This window comes from Bradyrhizobium sp. AUGA SZCCT0160, from assembly GCF_018130105.1.
Taxonomy (GTDB): domain Bacteria; phylum Pseudomonadota; class Alphaproteobacteria; order Rhizobiales; family Xanthobacteraceae; genus Bradyrhizobium.
This window is the reverse complement of the sequence record NZ_JAFCMD010000006.1, coordinates 22,791-41,908: the sequence shown is the minus strand read 5'-3', so window position 1 is coordinate 41,908 and position 19,118 is coordinate 22,791. Positions and strand designations below refer to the sequence as shown.

Annotated in this window: 20 protein-coding genes; 14 read left to right on the top strand and 6 right to left on the bottom strand. The window is 63.2% G+C overall.

The features are described from left to right. Window positions 1-12 precede the first annotated feature (12 nt). From JQ558_RS11940 to JQ558_RS11925, 4 genes are read right to left on the bottom strand one after another with little or no spacing between them, the layout of a single operon-like run. A complete protein-coding gene (locus JQ558_RS11940) occupies window positions 13-840 on the bottom strand; it encodes an SDR family NAD(P)-dependent oxidoreductase (RefSeq protein ID WP_212293754.1) in 828 nt (275 codons plus the stop codon). A 13-nt stretch (window positions 841-853) separates the two neighbouring features. Next, window positions 854-1,270 carry a MaoC family dehydratase gene (locus JQ558_RS11935; protein WP_212208080.1) on the bottom strand — a complete coding sequence of 139 codons (417 nt, stop codon included), beginning with the start codon at window positions 1,268-1,270 and terminating at the stop codon, window positions 854-856. After that, window positions 1,267-1,722, bottom strand: a complete 456-nt coding sequence (locus JQ558_RS11930) for a MaoC family dehydratase N-terminal domain-containing protein (RefSeq protein ID WP_212208079.1) — start codon at window positions 1,720-1,722, stop codon at window positions 1,267-1,269. Before JQ558_RS11930 ends, JQ558_RS11935 begins: the two co-directional genes overlap by 4 nt. Before the next feature lie 9 nt (window positions 1,723-1,731). Beyond that, window positions 1,732-2,916, bottom strand: a complete 1,185-nt coding sequence (locus tag JQ558_RS11925; protein ID WP_212293753.1) for a lipid-transfer protein — start codon at window positions 2,914-2,916, stop codon at window positions 1,732-1,734. A 97-nt stretch (window positions 2,917-3,013) separates the two neighbouring features. Between JQ558_RS11925 and JQ558_RS11920 the strand changes: the two genes are divergently transcribed. The 3 genes from JQ558_RS11920 to JQ558_RS11910 all read left to right on the top strand — a co-directional run bounded on the left by JQ558_RS11920 (window position 3,014) and on the right by JQ558_RS11910 (window position 5,899). Further along, window positions 3,014-3,712 (top strand): TetR/AcrR family transcriptional regulator, encoded by a 699-nt coding sequence (locus JQ558_RS11920; RefSeq protein ID WP_249142440.1) that lies wholly within the window; start codon window positions 3,014-3,016, stop codon window positions 3,710-3,712. Further along, a complete protein-coding gene (locus JQ558_RS11915) occupies window positions 3,709-5,265 on the top strand; it encodes a long-chain fatty acid--CoA ligase (RefSeq protein ID WP_212293752.1) in 1,557 nt (518 codons plus the stop codon). Before JQ558_RS11920 ends, JQ558_RS11915 begins: the two co-directional genes overlap by 4 nt. Window positions 5,266-5,479: 214 nt before the next feature. Beyond that, on the top strand, window positions 5,480-5,899 hold the full coding sequence (locus JQ558_RS11910) for a CBS domain-containing protein (RefSeq protein WP_212208076.1): 420 nt from the start codon (window positions 5,480-5,482) through the stop codon (window positions 5,897-5,899). A 113-nt stretch (window positions 5,900-6,012) separates the two neighbouring features. Here the strand turns inward: JQ558_RS11910 and JQ558_RS11905 are convergent, their stop codons facing one another. Beyond that, window positions 6,013-6,480 (bottom strand): aminoacyl-tRNA deacylase, encoded by a 468-nt coding sequence (locus JQ558_RS11905; RefSeq protein WP_212208075.1) that lies wholly within the window; start codon window positions 6,478-6,480, stop codon window positions 6,013-6,015. Between the two features lie 384 nt (window positions 6,481-6,864). Here JQ558_RS11905 and JQ558_RS11900 point away from each other — a divergent pair, with 384 nt between their 5' ends. The 11 genes from JQ558_RS11900 (at window position 6,865) to fabZ (ending at window position 18,799) form a co-directional block, all read left to right on the top strand. Beyond that, entirely contained in the window at window positions 6,865-7,863 is a 999-nt protein-coding gene (locus tag JQ558_RS11900) for a 30S ribosomal protein S2 (protein WP_192733409.1), read from the top strand. A gap of 129 nt (window positions 7,864-7,992) precedes the next feature. Further along, window positions 7,993-8,916 carry a translation elongation factor Ts gene (gene tsf, locus JQ558_RS11895; RefSeq protein WP_212293751.1) on the top strand — a complete coding sequence of 308 codons (924 nt, stop codon included), beginning with the start codon at window positions 7,993-7,995 and terminating at the stop codon, window positions 8,914-8,916. Between the two features lie 70 nt (window positions 8,917-8,986). Continuing rightward, window positions 8,987-9,703, top strand: coding sequence for a UMP kinase (pyrH, locus tag JQ558_RS11890; RefSeq protein WP_212208073.1), 717 nt, complete (start codon window positions 8,987-8,989; stop codon window positions 9,701-9,703). Window positions 9,704-9,774: 71 nt separating this feature from the next. Then, window positions 9,775-10,338, top strand: coding sequence for a ribosome recycling factor (gene frr / locus JQ558_RS11885; protein WP_212001459.1), 564 nt, complete (start codon window positions 9,775-9,777; stop codon window positions 10,336-10,338). A 57-nt stretch (window positions 10,339-10,395) separates the two neighbouring features. Next, a complete protein-coding gene (locus JQ558_RS11880) occupies window positions 10,396-11,151 on the top strand; it encodes an isoprenyl transferase (RefSeq protein WP_212293750.1) in 756 nt (251 codons plus the stop codon). Continuing rightward, window positions 11,148-11,996 (top strand): phosphatidate cytidylyltransferase, encoded by an 849-nt coding sequence (locus JQ558_RS11875; RefSeq protein ID WP_212293749.1) that lies wholly within the window; start codon window positions 11,148-11,150, stop codon window positions 11,994-11,996. Before JQ558_RS11880 ends, JQ558_RS11875 begins: the two co-directional genes overlap by 4 nt. Window positions 11,997-12,000: 4 nt before the next feature. Continuing rightward, window positions 12,001-13,224 (top strand): 1-deoxy-D-xylulose-5-phosphate reductoisomerase, encoded by a 1,224-nt coding sequence (dxr, locus tag JQ558_RS11870; protein WP_212293748.1) that lies wholly within the window; start codon window positions 12,001-12,003, stop codon window positions 13,222-13,224. 42 nt (window positions 13,225-13,266) lie between these two features. Beyond that, window positions 13,267-14,418 (top strand): RIP metalloprotease RseP, encoded by a 1,152-nt coding sequence (gene rseP, locus JQ558_RS11865; RefSeq protein WP_212293747.1) that lies wholly within the window; start codon window positions 13,267-13,269, stop codon window positions 14,416-14,418. A 173-nt stretch (window positions 14,419-14,591) separates the two neighbouring features. Beyond that, a complete protein-coding gene (bamA, locus tag JQ558_RS11860; RefSeq protein ID WP_212293746.1) occupies window positions 14,592-17,144 on the top strand; it encodes an outer membrane protein assembly factor BamA in 2,553 nt (850 codons plus the stop codon). Window positions 17,145-17,276: 132 nt separating this feature from the next. After that, window positions 17,277-18,341, top strand: coding sequence for a UDP-3-O-(3-hydroxymyristoyl)glucosamine N-acyltransferase (gene lpxD, locus JQ558_RS11855; protein ID WP_212293745.1), 1,065 nt, complete (start codon window positions 17,277-17,279; stop codon window positions 18,339-18,341). Further along, window positions 18,341-18,799, top strand: a complete 459-nt coding sequence (gene fabZ / locus JQ558_RS11850) for a 3-hydroxyacyl-ACP dehydratase FabZ (RefSeq protein WP_212208065.1) — start codon at window positions 18,341-18,343, stop codon at window positions 18,797-18,799. Before lpxD ends, fabZ begins: the two co-directional genes overlap by 1 nt. Here fabZ and JQ558_RS11845 read toward each other — a convergent pair. Then, window positions 18,796-19,089 (bottom strand): KTSC domain-containing protein, encoded by a 294-nt coding sequence (locus tag JQ558_RS11845; protein WP_312014981.1) that lies wholly within the window; start codon window positions 19,087-19,089, stop codon window positions 18,796-18,798. The genes fabZ and JQ558_RS11845 overlap by 4 nt on opposite strands. Between the last annotated feature and the right edge of the window lie 29 nt (window positions 19,090-19,118).

The window sequence follows — 19,118 nt, the reverse complement described above, 5'->3', positions numbered from 1 at the left end:
TGGATCCCCGCGCTAGATGATGAGGCCGCCACCGCAGACGACGACTTGCCCACTGATGTAGTTCGATTCCGGGCTGCAGAACAGATAGACCGCATCGGCGGCTTCTTCCGGCGTGCCGCCGCGCCCGAGCGGAATCATCCTCGCCATCGCATCGAGCATCTGGGGCTGGACCCCGACCTTGATGTCACAGCCGGCGACGTCGATGGTCTTCTGCTGGGTTTCGATCGGCTGGGTCAAGCGGGTATTGATCAGGCCGAAGGCAACGCAATTGACGTTGACCTTGTAGCGTCCCCATTCCTTGCAAAGCGTGCGCGTCAGCCCGACCAGCGCCGCCTTGGCCGACGAATAGCTGGCCTGTCCGGCGTTGCCGTAGAGCCCCGCAATCGAGGAGATGTTGACCACCTTGCGAAACACTTCGCGGCCGGCTTCGGCCTCTTTCTTTGCCATGATCCGGATCGGCTCGGAGGCGGCGCGCAGCAGGCGGAACGGTGCGACCAGGTGGACGTCGAGCATGGCCTGGAACTGCTCGTCGGTCATCTTCTGGATCGTCGAGTCCCAGGTATAACCGGCGTTGTTGACGATGATGTCGAGGCCGCCGAATGTTTCCATGGCTGCGCCGACGAAACGGTCGGAGAAGCCGGTCTCGGAAACACTGCCGTTGATCGCGATGGCTTCGCCGCCGCCCTTGCGGATTTCCGCGGCGACGGCGTCGCCCGGCGCCGCATCGAGATCGTTGACCACGACCCTCGCGCCCTCGCTGGCAAGTTTCAGCGCAATCGCGCGGCCGATGCCTCGCCCCGATCCCGTGATCAGCGCGACTTTTCCCTTGAGTTTTGTCATTTGTTTTTCCCGATCAGAGCGCGATGATTGCTTCGCCTGATAGTTTGAGATCGCCGCTCTCGTCCTTGGTCGTCAGCGCCAGCTTCGCGCATCGCTCGCCATCATGTTCGACGAACTCGGAAACATGCCCCTCGCAGGTCAGGCGTGCACCGAGCTGCGTGATCGCGACGAAGCGCGTCGAGAACATGCGAAGCCGCGGGGGAGGGACCGCATCGGTGAGCGCCTGGCCGAGATAGCCCATGACCAGCATGCCGTGGGTGAAGACGTCCGGATATCCGGCGGCCTTGGCGAAATCCAGGTCGACATGGATCGGATTGTGGTCTCCCGAGGCGCCGCAATAGAGCGCCAGCGTGTGGCGGCTGATCGGCGGAAACACCTTGTGGACGATGCGGTCGCCTATCGCGGGTTGAGTTTTCACGGCGGTACTCATGCGGTTGCCGGATTGAGCACGACAACGGTGCGGGCGCAGTCCGCGACGTGGGTGCCGTTCTGATTGGTGACTTTGGTTTCGATGCCGACCAGCGTCATCGCGCCACCCTTTTTGTCGGCGACGCTGACGATGCGCGGCTGGAACTTGAGCGTGTCGCCGACTACCACGGGCGCCTTGTAAGTAAAGCGCTGTTCGCCATGCAGCAGGCGCCCGATGTCGACGCCGATGACGGTGATGAACTCGAAGGCCTGTTCCGCGTCCATCATCTCAAGGCAGAACAGATAGGTCGGCGGCACCGGCGTCGCGGCATAGCCGGCAGCCTGCGCGGCCCTGGCATCGCCATAGACCGGATTGGTCTCGCCCAGCGTTTCGCGGAAATAACGCAGACGTCCGGGCTCGACATGCGCGGTGACAGGCGAAAGGCTGCGGCCGATGAGGGAAGGGTCAATCATATCAGGGCCTCAGACGCGTTCGTAGAGCGTGACGACGCAGGCGCCGCCGAGGCCGAGATTGTGCTGCAGGGCGCGCCTTGCGCCGTCCACTTGTCGTGCTTCCGCCGAACCGCGCAGCTGATGCGTCAGTTCATAGCATTGCGCGAGGCCGGTGGCGCCGAGCGGATGGCCCTTGGACAGCAGGCCGCCGGACGGATTGGTCACGGTGTTGCCGCCATAGGTGTTGTTGCCGTCGTCGATGAAGCGCTCCGCGCCTCCGTCGGGGCACAGGCCGAGCGCCTCATAGGTGATCAGCTCATTATGCGCGAAGCAGTCGTGCAGTTCGACGACGTCGAGATCGTCAGGGCCGATGCCGGCGGCCTCATAGACCTTGTTGGCGGCGGCGCGCGTCATGTCGAAGCCCACCACCTGCATCATGTCGCCGGCCTTGAAGGTGGAGGGCGTATCGGTGGTCATCGCCTGCGCCGCGATCCGGACGTCCTTGCGCAGGCTGTGCTTGCTGGCGAATTTCTCCGAGACCAATACTGCCGCCGCACCGCCGCAGGTTGGCGGGCAGGCCATCAGCCGCGTCATCACGCCGGGCCAGATCACCTGGTCGTTCATGACGTCGTCAGCGCTGACTTCCTTGCGGAACAGCGCCAGCGGATTGTTCTTGGCATGCCGGCTCGCCTTGGCCCGCACCTTGGCGAACGAGGTCAGCGGCGTGCCGTATTTCTTCATGTGGCTGAGACCGGCGCCGCCGAAATAGCGCAGCGCCAGCGGGACGCCTTGCGCGTCGACCAATTTGTCGGCTGCGGCGTCGAATTCGTCGAACGCGCTCGGCCGGTCGGTGAAGACGGCGCCGAGCGCACCGGGCTTCATCTGCTCGAAACCGAGCGCCAGCACGCAATCGAGCGCGCCTGATTCAATCGCTTGCCGCGCCATGAACAGCGCGGTCGAACCGGTCGAGCAATTGTTGTTGACGTTGATGATGGGGATCCCGGTCATGCCGACCTGGTACAGCGCGCGCTGTCCGCAGGTTGAATCGCCGTAGACATAGCCGGCATAGGCCTGCTGGATCATCTCGTAGCCGACGCCGGCGTCAGCCAGCGCAAGCCTGGTCGCTTCCGCGCCCATCACCGGGTAGGGCGCGTTCGCGCCCGGTTTGACGAACGGGATCATGCCGACGCCGGCAACATAGACGCTGGATGCCATGGTGCGCTCCCTTTATTACCCATTGGACTTTTTATTACCCACGGGTAATATACGGACACCCTCGCTTTCGAGTCAACCGCGCCGGATGAATGCAAAGATGGATGGATCAGCCTCATCCCCCACCGGACAGTCGCCCTGGATGCCGTTCGAAAGCCGTCGCCGCGCCCGCGACGAGAAGCGCGAAGCCGTGCTGCGCACCGCAGTGCGGCTGTTTCTCGAGCAGGGCTATCACCGCGTCACGCTCAACGATGTCGCCGAGCGGCTGAACATCACCAAGCCGGCGCTGTACAATTATTTCCGCAGCAAGGACGAAATCCTGTTCGAATGCTGGGCGTTGGGTCAGGAAATCGTCGACGAGTTCATTGCTGAAATCGACAATGGCGGCGGCAATGCGCTCGCCAAGCTGCGCAAGCTGATCCAGGCTTACGCCGAGCAGATGACGACTGATTCCGGCGCCAGTCTGGTGCGGTTCGATGCGCGCGACCTGACCGCGGAAAACCAGAAGATCGTCCGCGCCGCCAAAAAGCGCATCGACCGGACCTTTCGCAAATACCTCGCCGACGGCGTCGCCGACGGTTCGATCAAGCCGTGTGACCCGAAACTCACGGCTTTTGCCATCGCAGGTTCACTGAACTGGATCGGTCATTGGTATCAGCGCGACGGCGCGTGGTCGGCGGAAGCCGTCGCCAGCCGGTTCGCGGCTCAACTCACCGAAGGGTTGGCAAAAGACCAGCCAGGGAAACGCGGCCCGGCAACACTCAAGAAAAGCCGGCCGGCAAAGGGAGGACGGAAATGAACATCACGCACGGCCTGCGGCGCGCGCTGCAGATCAATCCGAACGGCCTTGCCATCGTCTGTGGCGAGCGGAAGAAAAGCTGGCGCGAGGTCGGCGACCGCGTGGCACGCCTTGCCGCAGGCATCCGGGACCTCGGCGCGCAGGCCGGCGACCGTGTCGCGATCCTGTCGCTCAATTCCGACCGCTATCTCGAGCTTTATCTTGCGGCCGGCTGGTCCGGCACCGTGATCGTGCCGCTCAACATCCGCTGGAGCCCGCTGGAGAACGAAGACGCCATGCGCGACTGCCGCGCCGGCATCCTGTTCGTCGACAAGGCTTTTGCTGCGGTCGGCGCTGTTCTCGCTCAGGCGATCCCGGGCCTCAAGCTGATCTATGCCGATGATGGCGACGCCCCCGCCGGCATGGAGGGGTATGAGGCGTTGATCGCGCGCAGCACGCCGATGCAGGATGCGATGCGCAAAAGCGAGGATCTCGCCGGCATCTTCTATACCGGCGGCACCACCGGACGCTCCAAGGGCGTGATGCTCAGCCACGGCAATCTGATGGTCAACGCGCTGAACGCCCTCGGCGAAGGCCTGTGGCCGAGCAGCACGGTCTATCTGCACGCCGCGCCGATGTTCCACCTTGCCAACGGGGCGGCGATGTATTCGGTGCTGCTGAGCGGCGGCTCCAACGTCATCATCCAGGGTTTTACGCCCGACGGTGTCGCCGGCGCGATGCAGCGCGACCGCGTGACCGACGTGCTGCTGGTGCCGACCATGATCCAGATGTTCGTCGATCATCCGAAACTCGGCGACTACGACTTGTCGTCGCTGACGGGGATCGCCTATGGCGCCTCCGTCATCAGCGACGCCGTGCTCAGCCGCGCAATGAAGGCATTGCCGAACGTGCAGTTCACGCAAGCCTATGGCATGACGGAATTGTCGCCGATCGCGACGATACTGCACTGGAAGGAGCATGTCGGCGATGGCCGCGCCAAGGGGCGGCATCGCGGCGCCGGCCGTCCCACGCTCGGTTGCGAGGTCAAGATCGTCGACGCCGACGACAAGGTGGTGCCCACAGGCACCGTCGGCGAGATCGCCGTGCGCGGTGACAATGTGATGATGGGCTATTGGGAGCGGCCCGAGGAAACCGCCAAGGCCGTCATCGATGGCTGGATGCACACCGGCGACGGCGGCTACATGGATGAGGACGGCTTCGTCTACGTGGTCGACCGCGTCAAGGACATGATCATCTCCGGCGGCGAGAACGTCTATTCGGCCGAGGTCGAGAACGCGCTGGCGCAGCATCCGTCGGTGGCGCAATGCGCCGTGATCGGCATTCCGAGCGAGCGCTGGGGCGAGCAGGTCCACGCCATTGTCGTTCCCAAGCCCGGCGCGACGGCAACCCCCGACGAGTTGATGGATTTCTGCAAGACACTGATCGCAGGTTACAAATGCCCACGCAGTGTCGAGGTCACCGAGACACCGCTGCCGCTGTCCGGTGCCGGCAAGATCCTGAAGCGCGAGTTGCGCAAGCCGTACTGGGAAAACCGCCAGCGCATGGTGAGCTGAGGCCGGCGTCTGTGCGCCGGCCTCGCCATTCGACGCTGGCGAGGCATCCTGGATTGATGGACGCGCTGCCGGTGCGGGCTTTCCCTGCATTGCGGAGTTGTCATCGCATTTTTTTGCGATGCCGTCCGATCCGATCCGTCGTATAGTCGAGTCAAGGGGGAACTGTTCTGCATCACGGGGATACCACCTGAAATCGCAGCAACGGAGGTCCGCCATGAAAGTCAAAGAAGCGATGCACAAGGGCGTCGACTGGGTCAGCCCCGACACGCCTGTCACCGAAATCGCAAAGCTGATGCGAGCGCATGATATCGGCTGCATTCCGATCGGGGAGGACGATCAGCTGATCGGAATGGTGACCGATCGCGACATCGTCTGCAAAGGGCTTGCTGGCAACGGCTTCGATGCCAGCCGCGCCAAGGCGCGCGACGTGATGACCGAAGGTATCCACTGCTGCCGGGAGGACGATGACCTCGCCAAGGCGGTGCACCACATGGAGACGCTGAAAGTCCGCAGGTTGCCGGTGATCAACAAGAGCAAGCGGATGGTCGGCATGATCAGCTTGGGTGACATCAGCCATTCAACGTCCGGCGACCTGGTGTCCGGGTACGTCAAGAGCGTTTCAGCCCATCACTGAAACACGGCGGGGCCTTGCGATCGAGGCGCCTTGGAGCAATTGGTCGCGGCTGTTCAACGGTGAACGCGCGCGATGGCGTTGCGTGAGGCCGCTCGACCGGCGCTCGAGCGGCCTCAATCGTGCGTGGTGAAGTGGCCGTGCCAGGCCTTCGCGGTCAATCGCGCGAACTGCTCGCGGTCCAGGCGGATGAGTGTGGCGTGGTCGCCGCCCTCCATGTAGATCTCGCTCTGCGTGTCGATGCTGTCGTCGACGATGACATCGAGCCCAAAGCATTCGCCAACCGGCGGTACGGCGCCACGCTCGCAGTCGCCAAACAGCTTCGCGACCTCCTCTTCGCTCGCCAGATCAACCTTGTGGCCGAGCTGCATTTTCAGGGCCGGCAAATGCAGATGGCGGGAGGCCGGAAGGATCGCCATCATGTAGCCGTCCTCACGGCGAAGGACGACGCCTTTGGCCAGCGCGTCGCCCGGCACATGGCAGGCCTCGGCCGTGCGCGTCGACGACATGGTGCGGGCATGAGGGATCAGGTCGTAGGTGACGGTCTGGTCCAGGTAGTTCTGCAGGGTCGGGGAGACGGTCATAGCAGTTCCTCCATTGCAACGGGCAATCCGGACATCGGGAGGAACTCGCGTCGTCGCCTCACGATGCGGGCGCTTGCGAATTGGGTGGAGATTACGCCTGCCCGTGGCCGGCGACAATGCGAATCGTTCTCACCATCCCGGCCGAGACAGGGTCTCCGCGGGGGTTTTCGGCGGATTCGGGCCCCGAATGCCCGCATTTATGGGCCCGGACCGGGCCGCCCGCGACAAAAACCGGCCGTATTTCCTTGCTTCTGGCTGGAATCCGGCTATATACCGCGGCATCTCACACGGAAGCATGGCTCTCAAAGGCCGTCCGGTGGCAGCCGGGCCATAAGGCTCGTCTGCTCACACGCTTCCGGAGGAACCAACCGGAGAAGTATTACCATGGCGCTACCCGATTTTTCTATGCGTCAGCTGCTTGAAGCTGGCGTTCACTTTGGCCACCAATCGCACCGCTGGAATCCCAAGATGGCGGATTTCATCTTCGGTGCCCGCAACAACATCCACATCATCGACCTCGCGCAGACCGTGCCGTTGCTGCACACCGCGTTGAAGGCGGTCAGCGACACCGTCGCCAAGGGCGGCCGTATCCTGTTCGTCGGCACCAAGCGGCAGGCGCAGGACGGCGTTGCCGAGGCCGCCAAGCGGTCGGCGCAGTATTTCGTCAATTCGCGCTGGCTCGGCGGCACGCTGACCAACTGGAAGACCATTTCCGGTTCGATCAAGCGGCTGCGTCATCTCGATGAAGTGCTCAATTCCGGCGATGCCAACGCCTACACCAAGAAAGAACGGCTGACGCTGCAGCGCGAGCGCGACAAGCTCGACCGTTCGCTCGGCGGCATCAAGGACATGGGCGGGCTTCCCGACATGATCTTCGTGATCGACACCAACAAGGAAGACATCGCGATCCAGGAAGCGCAGCGGCTCAACATTCCCGTCGCCGCGATCGTCGACACCAATTCCGATCCCAAGGGCATCACTTATGTGGTGCCGGGCAATGACGACGCCGGCCGCGCCATTTCGCTGTATTGCGATCTGGTGGCCCGCGCCGCCATCGACGGCATCTCGCGCGCCCAGGGCGACCACGGCATCGACATCGGCGCTTCCGCGCAGCCGGTCCGTGAGGAAATCCCGGCCGCTCCGCAGCCGGCCGGCTTCCAGGGTCTGGCGGGCCCCCGTGGCACCGCCGACAACCTCAAGAAGCTCACCGGCGTGTCGGGTGCGATCGAGAAGAAGTTCAACGATCTCGGTATCTTCCACTATTGGCAGCTGGCCGAACTGGACCACGATACCGCGCACAAGATCGGTGAAGAGGTCGGACTTCCGAGCCGGGCCGATGGCTGGGTTGCCCAGGCCAAGGCGATGACCGCGGAAGCGGAATAATTGTAACGCCGCGTGGCCGGCCTTCCGGCCACCGGTTTGATTTCCCTGTTACGGCATTCCTGTAGCTGATGGCGGCACGGCGCAAGGCGCGCCGCGCTTGCGGCTAACAGGCAAGAAGGACATTCAACGATGGCAACGATCACTGCGGCGATGGTCAAGGAACTGCGCGAGTCGACCGGCGCAGGCATGATGGACTGCAAGGCTGCGCTCACCGAAACCGCGGGCAACATGCAGGAAGCGCAGGATTGGCTGCGCAAGAAGGGCTTGTCCAAGGCCGCGAAGAAGGCCGGCCGCGTCGCAGCCGAAGGTCTGATCGGCGCGATGACGTCGGGCAACAAGGGCGTCGTCGTCGAAGTCAATTCGGAGACCGATTTCGTCGCCCGCAACGAACAGTTCCAGGGCCTCGTCAAGATGGTCGCGCAGGTCGCGCTTCGCGTCGGCGCCGACGTCGAAACGATCAAGGCTGCGAAAGTCGGCGACTTCACCGTCGAGACCGCGATTTCGGATGCGATCGCCACCATCGGCGAGAACATGTCGCTGCGCCGTGCGGCGTTGCTCGAGGTCGCCAATGGCGTGGTGGCGAGCTACATCCACGGCGCTGTCATCGACAACGCCGGCAAGATGGGCGTGCTGGTGGCGCTCGAATCGACCGGCAAGACCGATGAGCTCTCGGCGCTCGGCCGCCAGCTCGCGATGCACGTTGCCGCGACCAATCCGCAGGCGCTCGATCCGTCCGGCCTCGACCCGGAAACCGTGAAGCGGGAAAAGGACGTGCTGGCCGACAAGTATCGCCAGCAGGGCAAGCCGGAGAACGTGATCGAGAAGATCGTCGAGTCCGGTCTGAAGACCTATTACAAGGAAGTCTGCCTGCTGGAGCAGGCGTTCATCCATGACACCGGCAAGTCGGTGGCGCAGGCCGTGAAGGAAGCCGAGGGCAAGGTCGGCGCGCCTGTGAAAATTACTGCGTTTGTGCGCTATGCTCTCGGCGAGGGAATCGAAAAGCAGGAATCCGACTTCGCAGCCGAAGTCGCGGCGGCCAGCGGCAAAAAGTAACCGCGGTCGACAATCTTCCGGCGCCATTGCGCCGGAAGATGCCTGCGCGGAATGAAGGAAGCGACAAGCTATGGCAGAGCCGGTCTATCGTCGCGTCGTGATCAAGATCTCGGGCGAATATCTCGCCGGCAGCCAGTCCTTCGGCATCGACCAGCCTACCGTGGACCGTATCGCCGACGATTTGATCGCCGCGCGCCAGCTTGGGGTTGAGGTGGCGGTGGTGGTCGGCGGCGGCAACATCGTTCGCGGCGTCGAGGTATCCTCGCGCGGCGTGTCGCGCCCGACCGGCGACACCATGGGCATGCTCGCCACCATGATGAACTGCCTTGCGGTCGAGGCGGCCATCGAACGCAAGGGGACGCCGGCGCGAACCCTGTCGGCGTTCGTGATGCCTGAAATCTCCGAACTGTTCACCCGCGGTGCGGCGCACAAATACCTCGCCGAGGGCCGTATCGTCCTGCTCGGCGGCGGAACCGGCAATCCATTCTTCACCACCGATACCACGGCGGTGCTGCGGGCGGCCGAGATCGGGGCGCAGGCGGTGCTGAAGGCCACCAATGTCGACGGTGTCTACAGCGCCGATCCCAAGAAAGACCCGTCGGCCAAGCGTTTCGACCGCCTGACGCATTCGCAGGCCATTGAAGGTGGCTACAAGGTGATGGATGCGACCGCATTCGCGCTTGCCCGCGAGACTGCGCTGCCTATCATCGTATTCTCGATCGCCGAACCCGGTTCGATTGGTGCGATCCTGCGCGGTACCGGCCACGGCACGGTGGTCGCCGGCTGACAGGCCCGCGCCACGTCGAACCGCGGGCCTGATAATGCCGGCGGATGGTTTTCTGAGGAGGGGAGAGCGTTATGCCCACACCTGGTTTTGACATCAACGAATTGAAACGCCGCATGCAGGGCGCCACCCAGGCGCTCAAGCATGAACTGGGCGGTTTGCGCACCGGTCGTGCGGCCGCGTCCATGCTGGAGCCGGTCCAGGTCGATGCCTACGGCACGCACATGCCGCTCAATCAGCTCGCAACCGTCAGCGTGCCCGAACCGCGGCTGCTTTCCGTCCAGGTTTGGGACAAATCCATGGTCAAGGCCGTGGAGAAGGCGATCGTCGACTCCAACCTCGGCCTGAGCCCCGCGACCGAAGGGCAGGTGCTGCGCCTTCGGATTCCGGAACTCAACGAGGAACGCCGCAAGGAACTGGTCAAAGTCGCGCATAAATACGCCGAAGCGGCCAAGGTTGCGGTCCGGCACGTCCGCCGCGACGGGCTCGATACGGTCAAGAAGCTCGAGAAGAACCACGAAATCTCCGAGGACGACCAGGAGCGCTTGGCCAATGACGTGCAAAAGGCGACCGACGGGATGATTTCCGAGATCGATCAATTGCTGGCGGCGAAGGAAAAGGAAATCCTTACCGTTTAAGGCCTTAAGATCGAAACTTGAGACCGAGACTTTAGGACTGGTCCTGGAACTTTAACGATGCCGAACGCCGCCGCCCCCGCAACCGAAGGACCGGATCGAACCGGTCCCTTGCACGTGGCGATCATCATGGACGGCAACGGGCGCTGGGCGGCCGCGCGGGGATTGCCGCGCGCGGAGGGCCATCGCCGCGGTGTTGATGCGCTGCGCCGCGTGGTGCGTGCCGCCCATGAACTCGGGGTGATCTATCTGACCATCTTCTCGTTCAGCTCCGAGAACTGGTCGCGACCGGCGACCGAAATCGGCGACCTGTTCGGATTGCTGCGTCGCTTCATCCGCAACGATCTGGCGACGTTGCACCGCGACGGGGTGAGGGTGCGCGTGATCGGCGAGCGCGAAGGACTGGAGCCGGATATCTGCGCGCTCCTGAACGAGGCCGAGGAACTAACGCGGGCCAACACCAAGCTCAATCTCGTCGTCGCTTTCAATTACGGGTCGCGCCAGGAAATCGCCAACGCGGTGCAACGGCTCGCGCGCGAAGTGGCCGAAGGCAAGCGCGATCCCGCATCGATCGACACAGACACGCTCGGCCAATATCTCGACGCGCCGGATATTCCCGATCCCGACCTGATCATCCGCACCAGCGGCGAGCAGCGGTTGTCGAACTTCCTGATGTGGCAGGCGGCCTACAGCGAGCTCGTCTTCGTGCCGATCCACTGGCCGGATTTCGACAAGGCGGCACTTGAAAGCGCTATCGCAGAATATGCCAGACGGGAGCGCCGTTTCGGCGGTCTGGCCGCGAAAACCGGATCGTGACCGAGGGCAAGGCCGCGCCGGCGGCCGCTGCCGAACAGGATACGCGCAACCTCTCGACGCGCATCATTGCAGCCGCCGTGCTGATTCCGCTCGCCGTCGCCATCGCCTATGCCGGCGGCTGGTTTTGGGCCGCACTGGTGACGGCGGTCGCGATCGGACTCTATGTCGAATGGCTGATGGTGGTGGGCTGCGCGGCTGACAAGCGCGTGGTCGCAACAGGTATTGTCGCGCTGGCCGTGGCGGGGCTTTGTCTCGCCATCGGGCGGATCGATGCTGCGCTGGCGGTGCTGGCTGTCGGCCTAGTGGCGGTCTTCCTGATCACGCCGGCGCAGCGAAACTGGAGCGCTGCGGGGTTTTGCTATGCGGCGGTAGCGGAGGTCGCGTCTGTCCTGCTGCGGCTCGATCCCGTGAAGGGTTTTATCGCGCTGATCTTCCTGCTGGTCATCGTGTGGGTGACCGATAGCGGCGGCTACTTCGCCGGCCGCGGCATCGGTGGCCCAAAACTCTGGCCGCGCGTCAGCCCCAAAAAGACCTGGGCCGGCGCCATTGGCGGCTTTGTCGCAAGTCTTGCCGTGGCCGGTATATTCGCGGTGCTGGATCTGGGGAAAATCGGACCGCTATTGATGATATCCGGCGTTCTTTCGGTGGTTTCTCAACTCGGCGATCTCTTTGAATCCGCGGTAAAACGGCGCTTTGGCGTCAAGGATTCCAGCCAGATCATTCCCGGCCATGGCGGGCTGCTGGATCGCCTGGACGGATTTGTTGCAGCTGTCGCGGTGGCGGCGCTGATCGGTTTCCTCCGGGGCGGCGCCGATGGCGTTGGCCGCGGTCTTATGATTTGGTGAACAAATGAGCGCGGTTCCATTGCGTAATAACAAGGCCGCGGCATCCGCCGCGCGCACCGTCACAGTGCTGGGCGCCACCGGTTCCATCGGCGACAGCACCATGGATTTGCTGCGCGGCGACCGCGCCCGCTACCAGGTCGAGGCGCTGACCGCCAATGGCAATGTCGAGGGGCTCGCCAAACTGGCACGAGAATTCGGCGCGCGCTTTGCGGCGGTCGCCGACCCCACCAAACTCGGCGCATTGAAGGAAGCGCTGGCCGGCACGCGGACCGAATGCGGCGCCGGCGAAAGCGCGATCATCGAGGCCGCGGCGCGGCCGGCCGACTGGGTGATGGCCGCCGTCAGCGGCGCCGCCGGGCTGAAGCCGGCGCTCGCCGCTGTTGACCGCGGGGCGGCGGTCGCGCTTGCCAACAAGGAGTGCCTGGTCTGCGCCGGCGATTTCTTCATGCAGCGCGCCGCCAAGGCAGGCGCCTGCATTCTGCCTGCGGATTCCGAGCATAATGCGCTGTTTCAGGCGCTCAGTTCCGGCAACCGTGACGAGCTTGTGCGCGTGATCATCACCGCGTCGGGCGGGCCGTTCCGCACCTGGACCTCTACCGACATCGAGCAGGCGACGCTGGCGCAGGCGCTGAAGCATCCGAACTGGAGCATGGGCCAGAAGATCACCATCGATTCGGCGTCGATGATGAACAAGGGGCTCGAAGTGATCGAGGCGTCGTATTTGTTCGCGCTGACGCCCGACGAGATCGATGTGCTCGTACATCCGCAGTCGATCATCCACGGCATGGTCGAATTCTCCGACCGTTCGGTGGTGGCCCAGCTCGGCGCGCCTGACATGCGCATCCCGATCGCCCATTGCCTCGGCTGGCCCGATCGAATCGTCGGTCCCTCGGCGCGGCTGGATCTCGCCAAAATCGGCCAGCTGACCTTCGAGGCACCGGATTTCGAGCGATTTCCCGGCTTGCGGCTGGCCTACGACGCGCTGCGCGCCGGCGGCGGTTTGACCACGGTGTTCAACGCCGCCAATGAGGTGGCGGTGGCAGCCTTCATCGCCGGCAAGATCAGATTCGGCGCGATCGCACGGCTGGTCGAGGCGACCATGAACGACTGGGTCCGCTCCGGAAACCTGGCGCCTTTGAGCTCGGCGGATGATGCGATTTCCGTTGACCATAATGCGCGAAATAAAGCTGCCTCCCTATTGCCTCAAATTGCCTTAAAGGCATCCTAGAGGGTTGGGGGCGCAGCCTTAGGCTCGCGCGAGGGGAATCGAATGACTGAGTTTTTTCTACATAGTTTCAATACGTTGAGCAGTGGGCTCATCGGCTACATCATTCCCTTCCTGTTCGTCCTGACCATCGTTGTTTTCTTCCACGAGCTCGGCCATTTCCTGGTCGCCCGCGGGTGCGGCGTGAAGGTGTTGACGTTCTCGCTCGGTTTCGGGCCGGAGCTTGCAGGGTTCAACGACCGCCACGGCACCCGCTGGAAAATCTCGGCGATCCCGCTCGGCGGCTATGTGAAGTTCTTCGGTGACGACACCGAAGCGTCAACGCCCTCGACCGAGGCGCTTGCCAGCATGAGCGCGGAAGAGCAGGCAGGCAGCTTCCACCACAAGAAAGTCGGTCCGCGCGCGGCGATCGTTGCCGCCGGACCGATCGCGAATTTCATCCTGGCGATCGTGATCTTCACCTGCCTGTTCACCTTCTTCGGCAAGCCGAGCACGACCGCGCGCGTCGACAAGATCGAAGCCAACAGCGCCGCTGCGAAGGCGGGTTTTCAGGTCGGCGACATCGTCACCGCGATCGACGGCAAGACCATCGGCAGCTTCTCCGACATGCAGCGCGTCGTTGGCGTCAATGCCGGCGTTCAGCTGAACTTCACCATCAAGCGCGGCGATGCCACGCTGCAAATGAAGGGCACGCCGGAGCAGCGCGAAGTAAAGGATCCGTTCGGCAACGCCCACCGGCTCGGCGTTTTGGGCATCACCCGCGCGACCGCGCCGGGCGATGTCGTGACCGAACGGGTCGATCCGGCAACCGCGATGTGGCTCGGCGTCAAGGAAACCTGGTTCGTGATCGATCGCACGCTGGCCTATATCGGCGGCGTCTTTACCGGCCGGGAAGCCGCCGACCAGGTCGGTGGCCCGATTCGGATTGCCCAGATTTCGGGGCAGGTGGCCACCATCGGCTTTACCGCGCTGGTGCACCTTGCAGCGGTGCTGTCGATCTCGATCGGCCTGTTGAACCTGTTCCCGGTTCCGCTGCTCGATGGCGGTCATCTTTTGTTCTATGCCGTGGAGGCGGTCCGGGGACGCCCGCTGTCGAATCGGGCTCAGGAGATGGGGTTCCGGATCGGACTGGGTTTGGTGCTGATGCTGATGGTGTTTGCGACCTATAACGACATCCTGCATCTGGCGGCATCGTGAAGCGGCTTTTTTGTGGCGTTGCCCATCGGCAACGTCTTGGAATGAAAATGGAATTGCGGAGCGATGTTCCGTTTGCCGCCTTGGGGAAATTGGCTACAAGACATGCGGAAAATGGGAATCTGCTGGTTCGTGGGGGTGCGGGCCAGCACAAGAATGACAAGGGCGCTTGGCGCATGATGTTTGGAATGCGAGTGCGGGGGGGCTTGTTGGCCGCCTCGATCATGTTCGCCGTGCCGGTGGCTGCCACGGTGGCGGGGGTGCTTTTTGCTGCGCCGGCTGCTGCCCAGACGGTGGCTTCGATCTCCGTGGAAGGGAATCGGCGCGTCGAAATCGAGACCATTCGCTCCTATTTCAAGCCGGGACCCGGCGGCCGCCTCGGGCAGGCCCAAATCGATGACGGCCTGAAGGCGCTGATCGAAACCGGCCTGTTCCAGGACGTGCGAATCAATCAGGCCGGCGGCCGGATCATCGTGGTCGTGGTCGAAAACGCTGTCATCGGGCGCATCGCCTTCGAGGGCAACAAGAAGGTCAAGGACGACCAGCTCTCGGCCGAAATCCAGTCCAAGCCGCGCGGCACGTTCTCGCGCCCGATGGTTCAGTCGGACGCCCAGCGTATCGCTGAAATCTACCGCCGCTCGGGCCGCTATGATGTCAGCGTCACCCCGGAAATCATTGAACAGCCGAACAACCGCGTCGACCTGATCTTCACGATCAGCGAAGGCGGCAAGACCGGCGTCAAGAACATCGAATTCATCGGCAACCGGTTCTATTCGTCCTACCGGCTGAAGGACGTCATCAAGACGCGCGAATCCAACCTCTTGAGCTTCCTCGGCGGCGCCGACGTCTACGATCCGGACCGGGTCGAGGCCGACCGTGACCTGATCCGCCGATTCTATCTCAAGAACGGCTTTGCCGACGTGCAAGTGGTGGCCGCGCTGTCCGAATACGATCCGGAGCGCAAAGGCTTCCTCGTCACCTTCAAGATCGAGGAAGGGCAGCAATACCGCGTCGCCACCGTCGATTTCCAGACCAGCATTGCAACCCTCGATGTGAACTCGATGCGCAGCTTCTCGCGTGTCAGCGTCGGATCGCTCTACAATGCCGAGGCGCTCGAAAAGTCCGTCGAGGAAATGCAGATCGAAGCCTCGCGGCGCGGCTATGCCTTCGCCATCGTGCGTCCGCGCGGCGATCGCAATTTCGAACAGCACACCGTCTCGATCGTGTACTCGATCGATGAAGGCCCGCGAACCTATATCGAGCGCATCAATATCCGGGGCAACACCAGGACCCGCGACTACGTGATTCGCCGCGAGTTCGACCTTTCGGAAGGCGACGCCTACAATCGCGCGCTCGTCGATCGTGCCGAACGCCGGCTGAAGAATCTCGACTTCTTCAAGACCGTGAAGATCATCACCGAGCCGGGGTCGTCCAGCGACCGTGTGGTCCTGATCGTCGATATAGACGAGAAGTCGACCGGCGACTTCTCGGTGTCGGGTGGCTATTCGACTACCGACGGCGCGCTCGCCGAAGTCAGTATCTCGGAACGCAACTTCCTCGGCCGCGGTCTGTATGCGAAGGCGGCTGTCACCTATGGCCAGTATGCGCGTGGTTACTCGCTGTCGTTCGTCGAGCCGTATCTGCTGGACTATCGCGTCGCGCTCGGCCTCGACCTGTTCCAGCGCCAGCAACTCGCCAACAGCTACATCTCGTATGGAACCAAGACGATGGGCTTCAGCCCGCGCCTCGGCTTCACCTTGCGCGAAGATCTGGCCTTGCAGCTGCGCTATTCGATCTATCAGCAGGAAATCCAGCTGCCGAGTTCGCTGTCGAACTGTAACAACAACCCGAACAACGGATTGCTGGCGTTCAACCCGTCGCCGGCCTGGGTGAATCTGAACGGTGTGCCGGCCGCGACCGCACTGGGCGCTACCGACGCCTCTGGCGTCGGCCTGTGGTGCTACAGCGACGGCGAAGCCTCGCTGCCGGTCCGCAAGGAGCTGCAGAGCGGCAGGACCTTGACCTCGTCGGTCGGCTATTCGCTGAACTACAACACCCTGGATAACAACAAGAACCCGACCACCGGCTTGCTGGTCGACTGGAAGCAGGACTTCGCCGGCATCGGTGGCGACGTTTCCTACGTCAAGTCCGCGATCGATGCGAAGTACTACACGCCGCTGGTCGCCGATATCGTCGGCTTGCTCCGTTTCCAGGGCGGCATGCTCAACCAGCTCGGCAACGACCAGCTGCGCATGCTCGATCACTTCCAGATGGGTCCCAACCTGGTCCGCGGCTTTGCGCCGAACGGCATCGGCCCGCGCGACATCAACCCCTACGGTACGGGTGACGCGCTCGGTGGCACCAAATATTGGGGCGCGTCGGCGGAATTGCAGATGCCGTTCTGGTTCTTGCCGAAGGAAGTCGGGCTCAAGGGCGCGATCTATGCTGACGCCGGCGGCCTGTTTGACTACCGGGGCACGACCTCGTGGGCGCAGACCGGTGAAGTCAACGTTCCCGGCTGCGTGCGGCCGACGACCAATCCGGCGACGCCGGGCACCTGCCTCGGCCTGCAGTATGACGAAGGCAATGTCGTCCGCAGTTCGGTCGGTGTCGGCTTGATCTGGGCGTCGCCGTTCGGTCCGCTGCGCTTCGACTATGCGGTTCCGATCACCAAGGGTAAGAATGACCGCACGCAGGAATTCAGGTTCGGCGGCGGCACATCGTTCTAAGCGTAGCGTTTTCAAGCGAAGTGGATTCCCGGTTCGCGTGAAGAAAACGCGTCAAAACAAAGAGAGGCGTCGGTTTTGATTATTCAGAACCGGGCCTCTGAAGCGACAGCCGGCCGGACTGCGACGGGTGGAATGGCGCAGCCGATGTTCTTCAAGCAACCGCCTTCGTCGACGCTGGCTGATATCGCCGCGTTGACGAAATCGGTATTGGTCGACCCCGCACATGGCGGCCATCTCATCCGGGGCCTCGCGTCGCTCGACGAGGCCGGCCCGATGCATCTGGCGTTCTTCGACAACCTCAAATACGCCGACCAGCTCGCCGCGACAAAGGCCGGTGCCTGCCTGGTCAGCCCGCGTTTTGAAGCGCAGGTACCGCCTCATGTCGCGGTGCTGCGGACCGCCCAGCCGTTCCGCGCGTTCGTGCAGATCGCGCGCCAGTGGCATGAAGACGCGCTGCGTCCACAGTCCTGGTTCGACAATGACGGAATTGCCCCGTCGGCGATCATCGACCCGTCAGCCCATCTGGAAGACGGCGTCATCGTCGATCCGCTGGCGGTGATCGGCCCTCGGGTCGAGATCGGGGCGGGAACGGTGATCGGTGCAGGGGCCGTGATCGGGGCCGAGGTGCGCATCGGCCGGGACTGCAATGTCGGTGCGCGTACCGCGATCCAGTTCTCCCTGATCGGCAACAACGTTTTGATCCACCCCGGCTGCAGCATCGGCCAGGACGGCTACGGCTTCATTTTCTTCGGTCCCGATGGCCATCTGAAGGTGCCGCAGACCGGCCGCGTCCTGATCCAGAACAATGTCGAGATCGGCGCCAACACCACCATCGACCGCGGCAGCCTGCGCGATACGGTCATCGGCGAGGGCACCAAAATCGACAATCAGGTCCAGATCGGCCACAACGTGACCATCGGCAGGCACTGCCTGCTCGCAGCCCAGATCGGGCTCGCGGGCAGCCTGACGATCGGGGACAATGTCGCGCTGGGCGCCAAGGTGGGCATCAATAACCATCTCAAGATCGGCGACGGTGCCCAGGTCACCGCCATGAGCGGGGTCAAGGACGACATCCCGCCCAATGGCCGCTGGGGCGGTTTTTTTGCAAAACCAACCAAACAGTGGTTTAGGGAGATTATTGCAGTGGAGCGACTGGCGCAGGACGCCGCCGATCCGAAGAACGAGGGACGGGAGTGATGGAGGAGGTGCCGGTCAGGTTTGAACTCGTTGATATCAACGAGATCCTCAAGACGCTTCCGCATCGTTTTCCGATGCTGCTGATCGACCGGGTGATCAACATCCGCACCGATTACTCCGGCATCGGCGTCAAGAACGTGACCTTCAACGAGCCGGCGTTTCAGGGACATTTCCCGGAACGGCCGGTCTATCCCGGCGTGATGATGATCGAGGCCATGGCGCAGACCGCCGGCGTGATCGGCATCAAGTCGGTCGAAGGCACCGAGAAGCCGCGCGCGGTGTACTTCCTGACCATCGACAAGTGCAAGTTCCGCAAACCCGTGCTGCCCGGCGACACCATCGAATACCACATGCGCTCGATCGGCCGCCGCAAGGCGATGTGGTGGTTTCACGGCGACGCCAAGGTCAATGGCGCCGTGGTCGCCGAGGCTGACGTCGGCGCGATGCTCACGGATTAATTCGGGCAAGCGAAGCGAGCGCCCGACGCTGGCCTGATATGGCGGTTGAAGAACCCGCCCATCGACGGCGCGCCCAGCAAGGCGTCGTAAGTCTCGGCCGGCAGATCGCAATACTGGTCGTAGGCTCCCTTGACCGCGACGATCAGATGGCGCCTCGCGCGGTCGTAGCAAACGCGTTGCACGATGCTGCTGCGGGTGATGTCACGGCACTCGAAACTGTTCAGGTCGATGCTGCTGCGGCCGACGACATCGATCGTTTCGGAAACGACCGGCGTGGCCAGCAGGTGCATGAAAATCGCCGCGGCAACTCGGACCATGG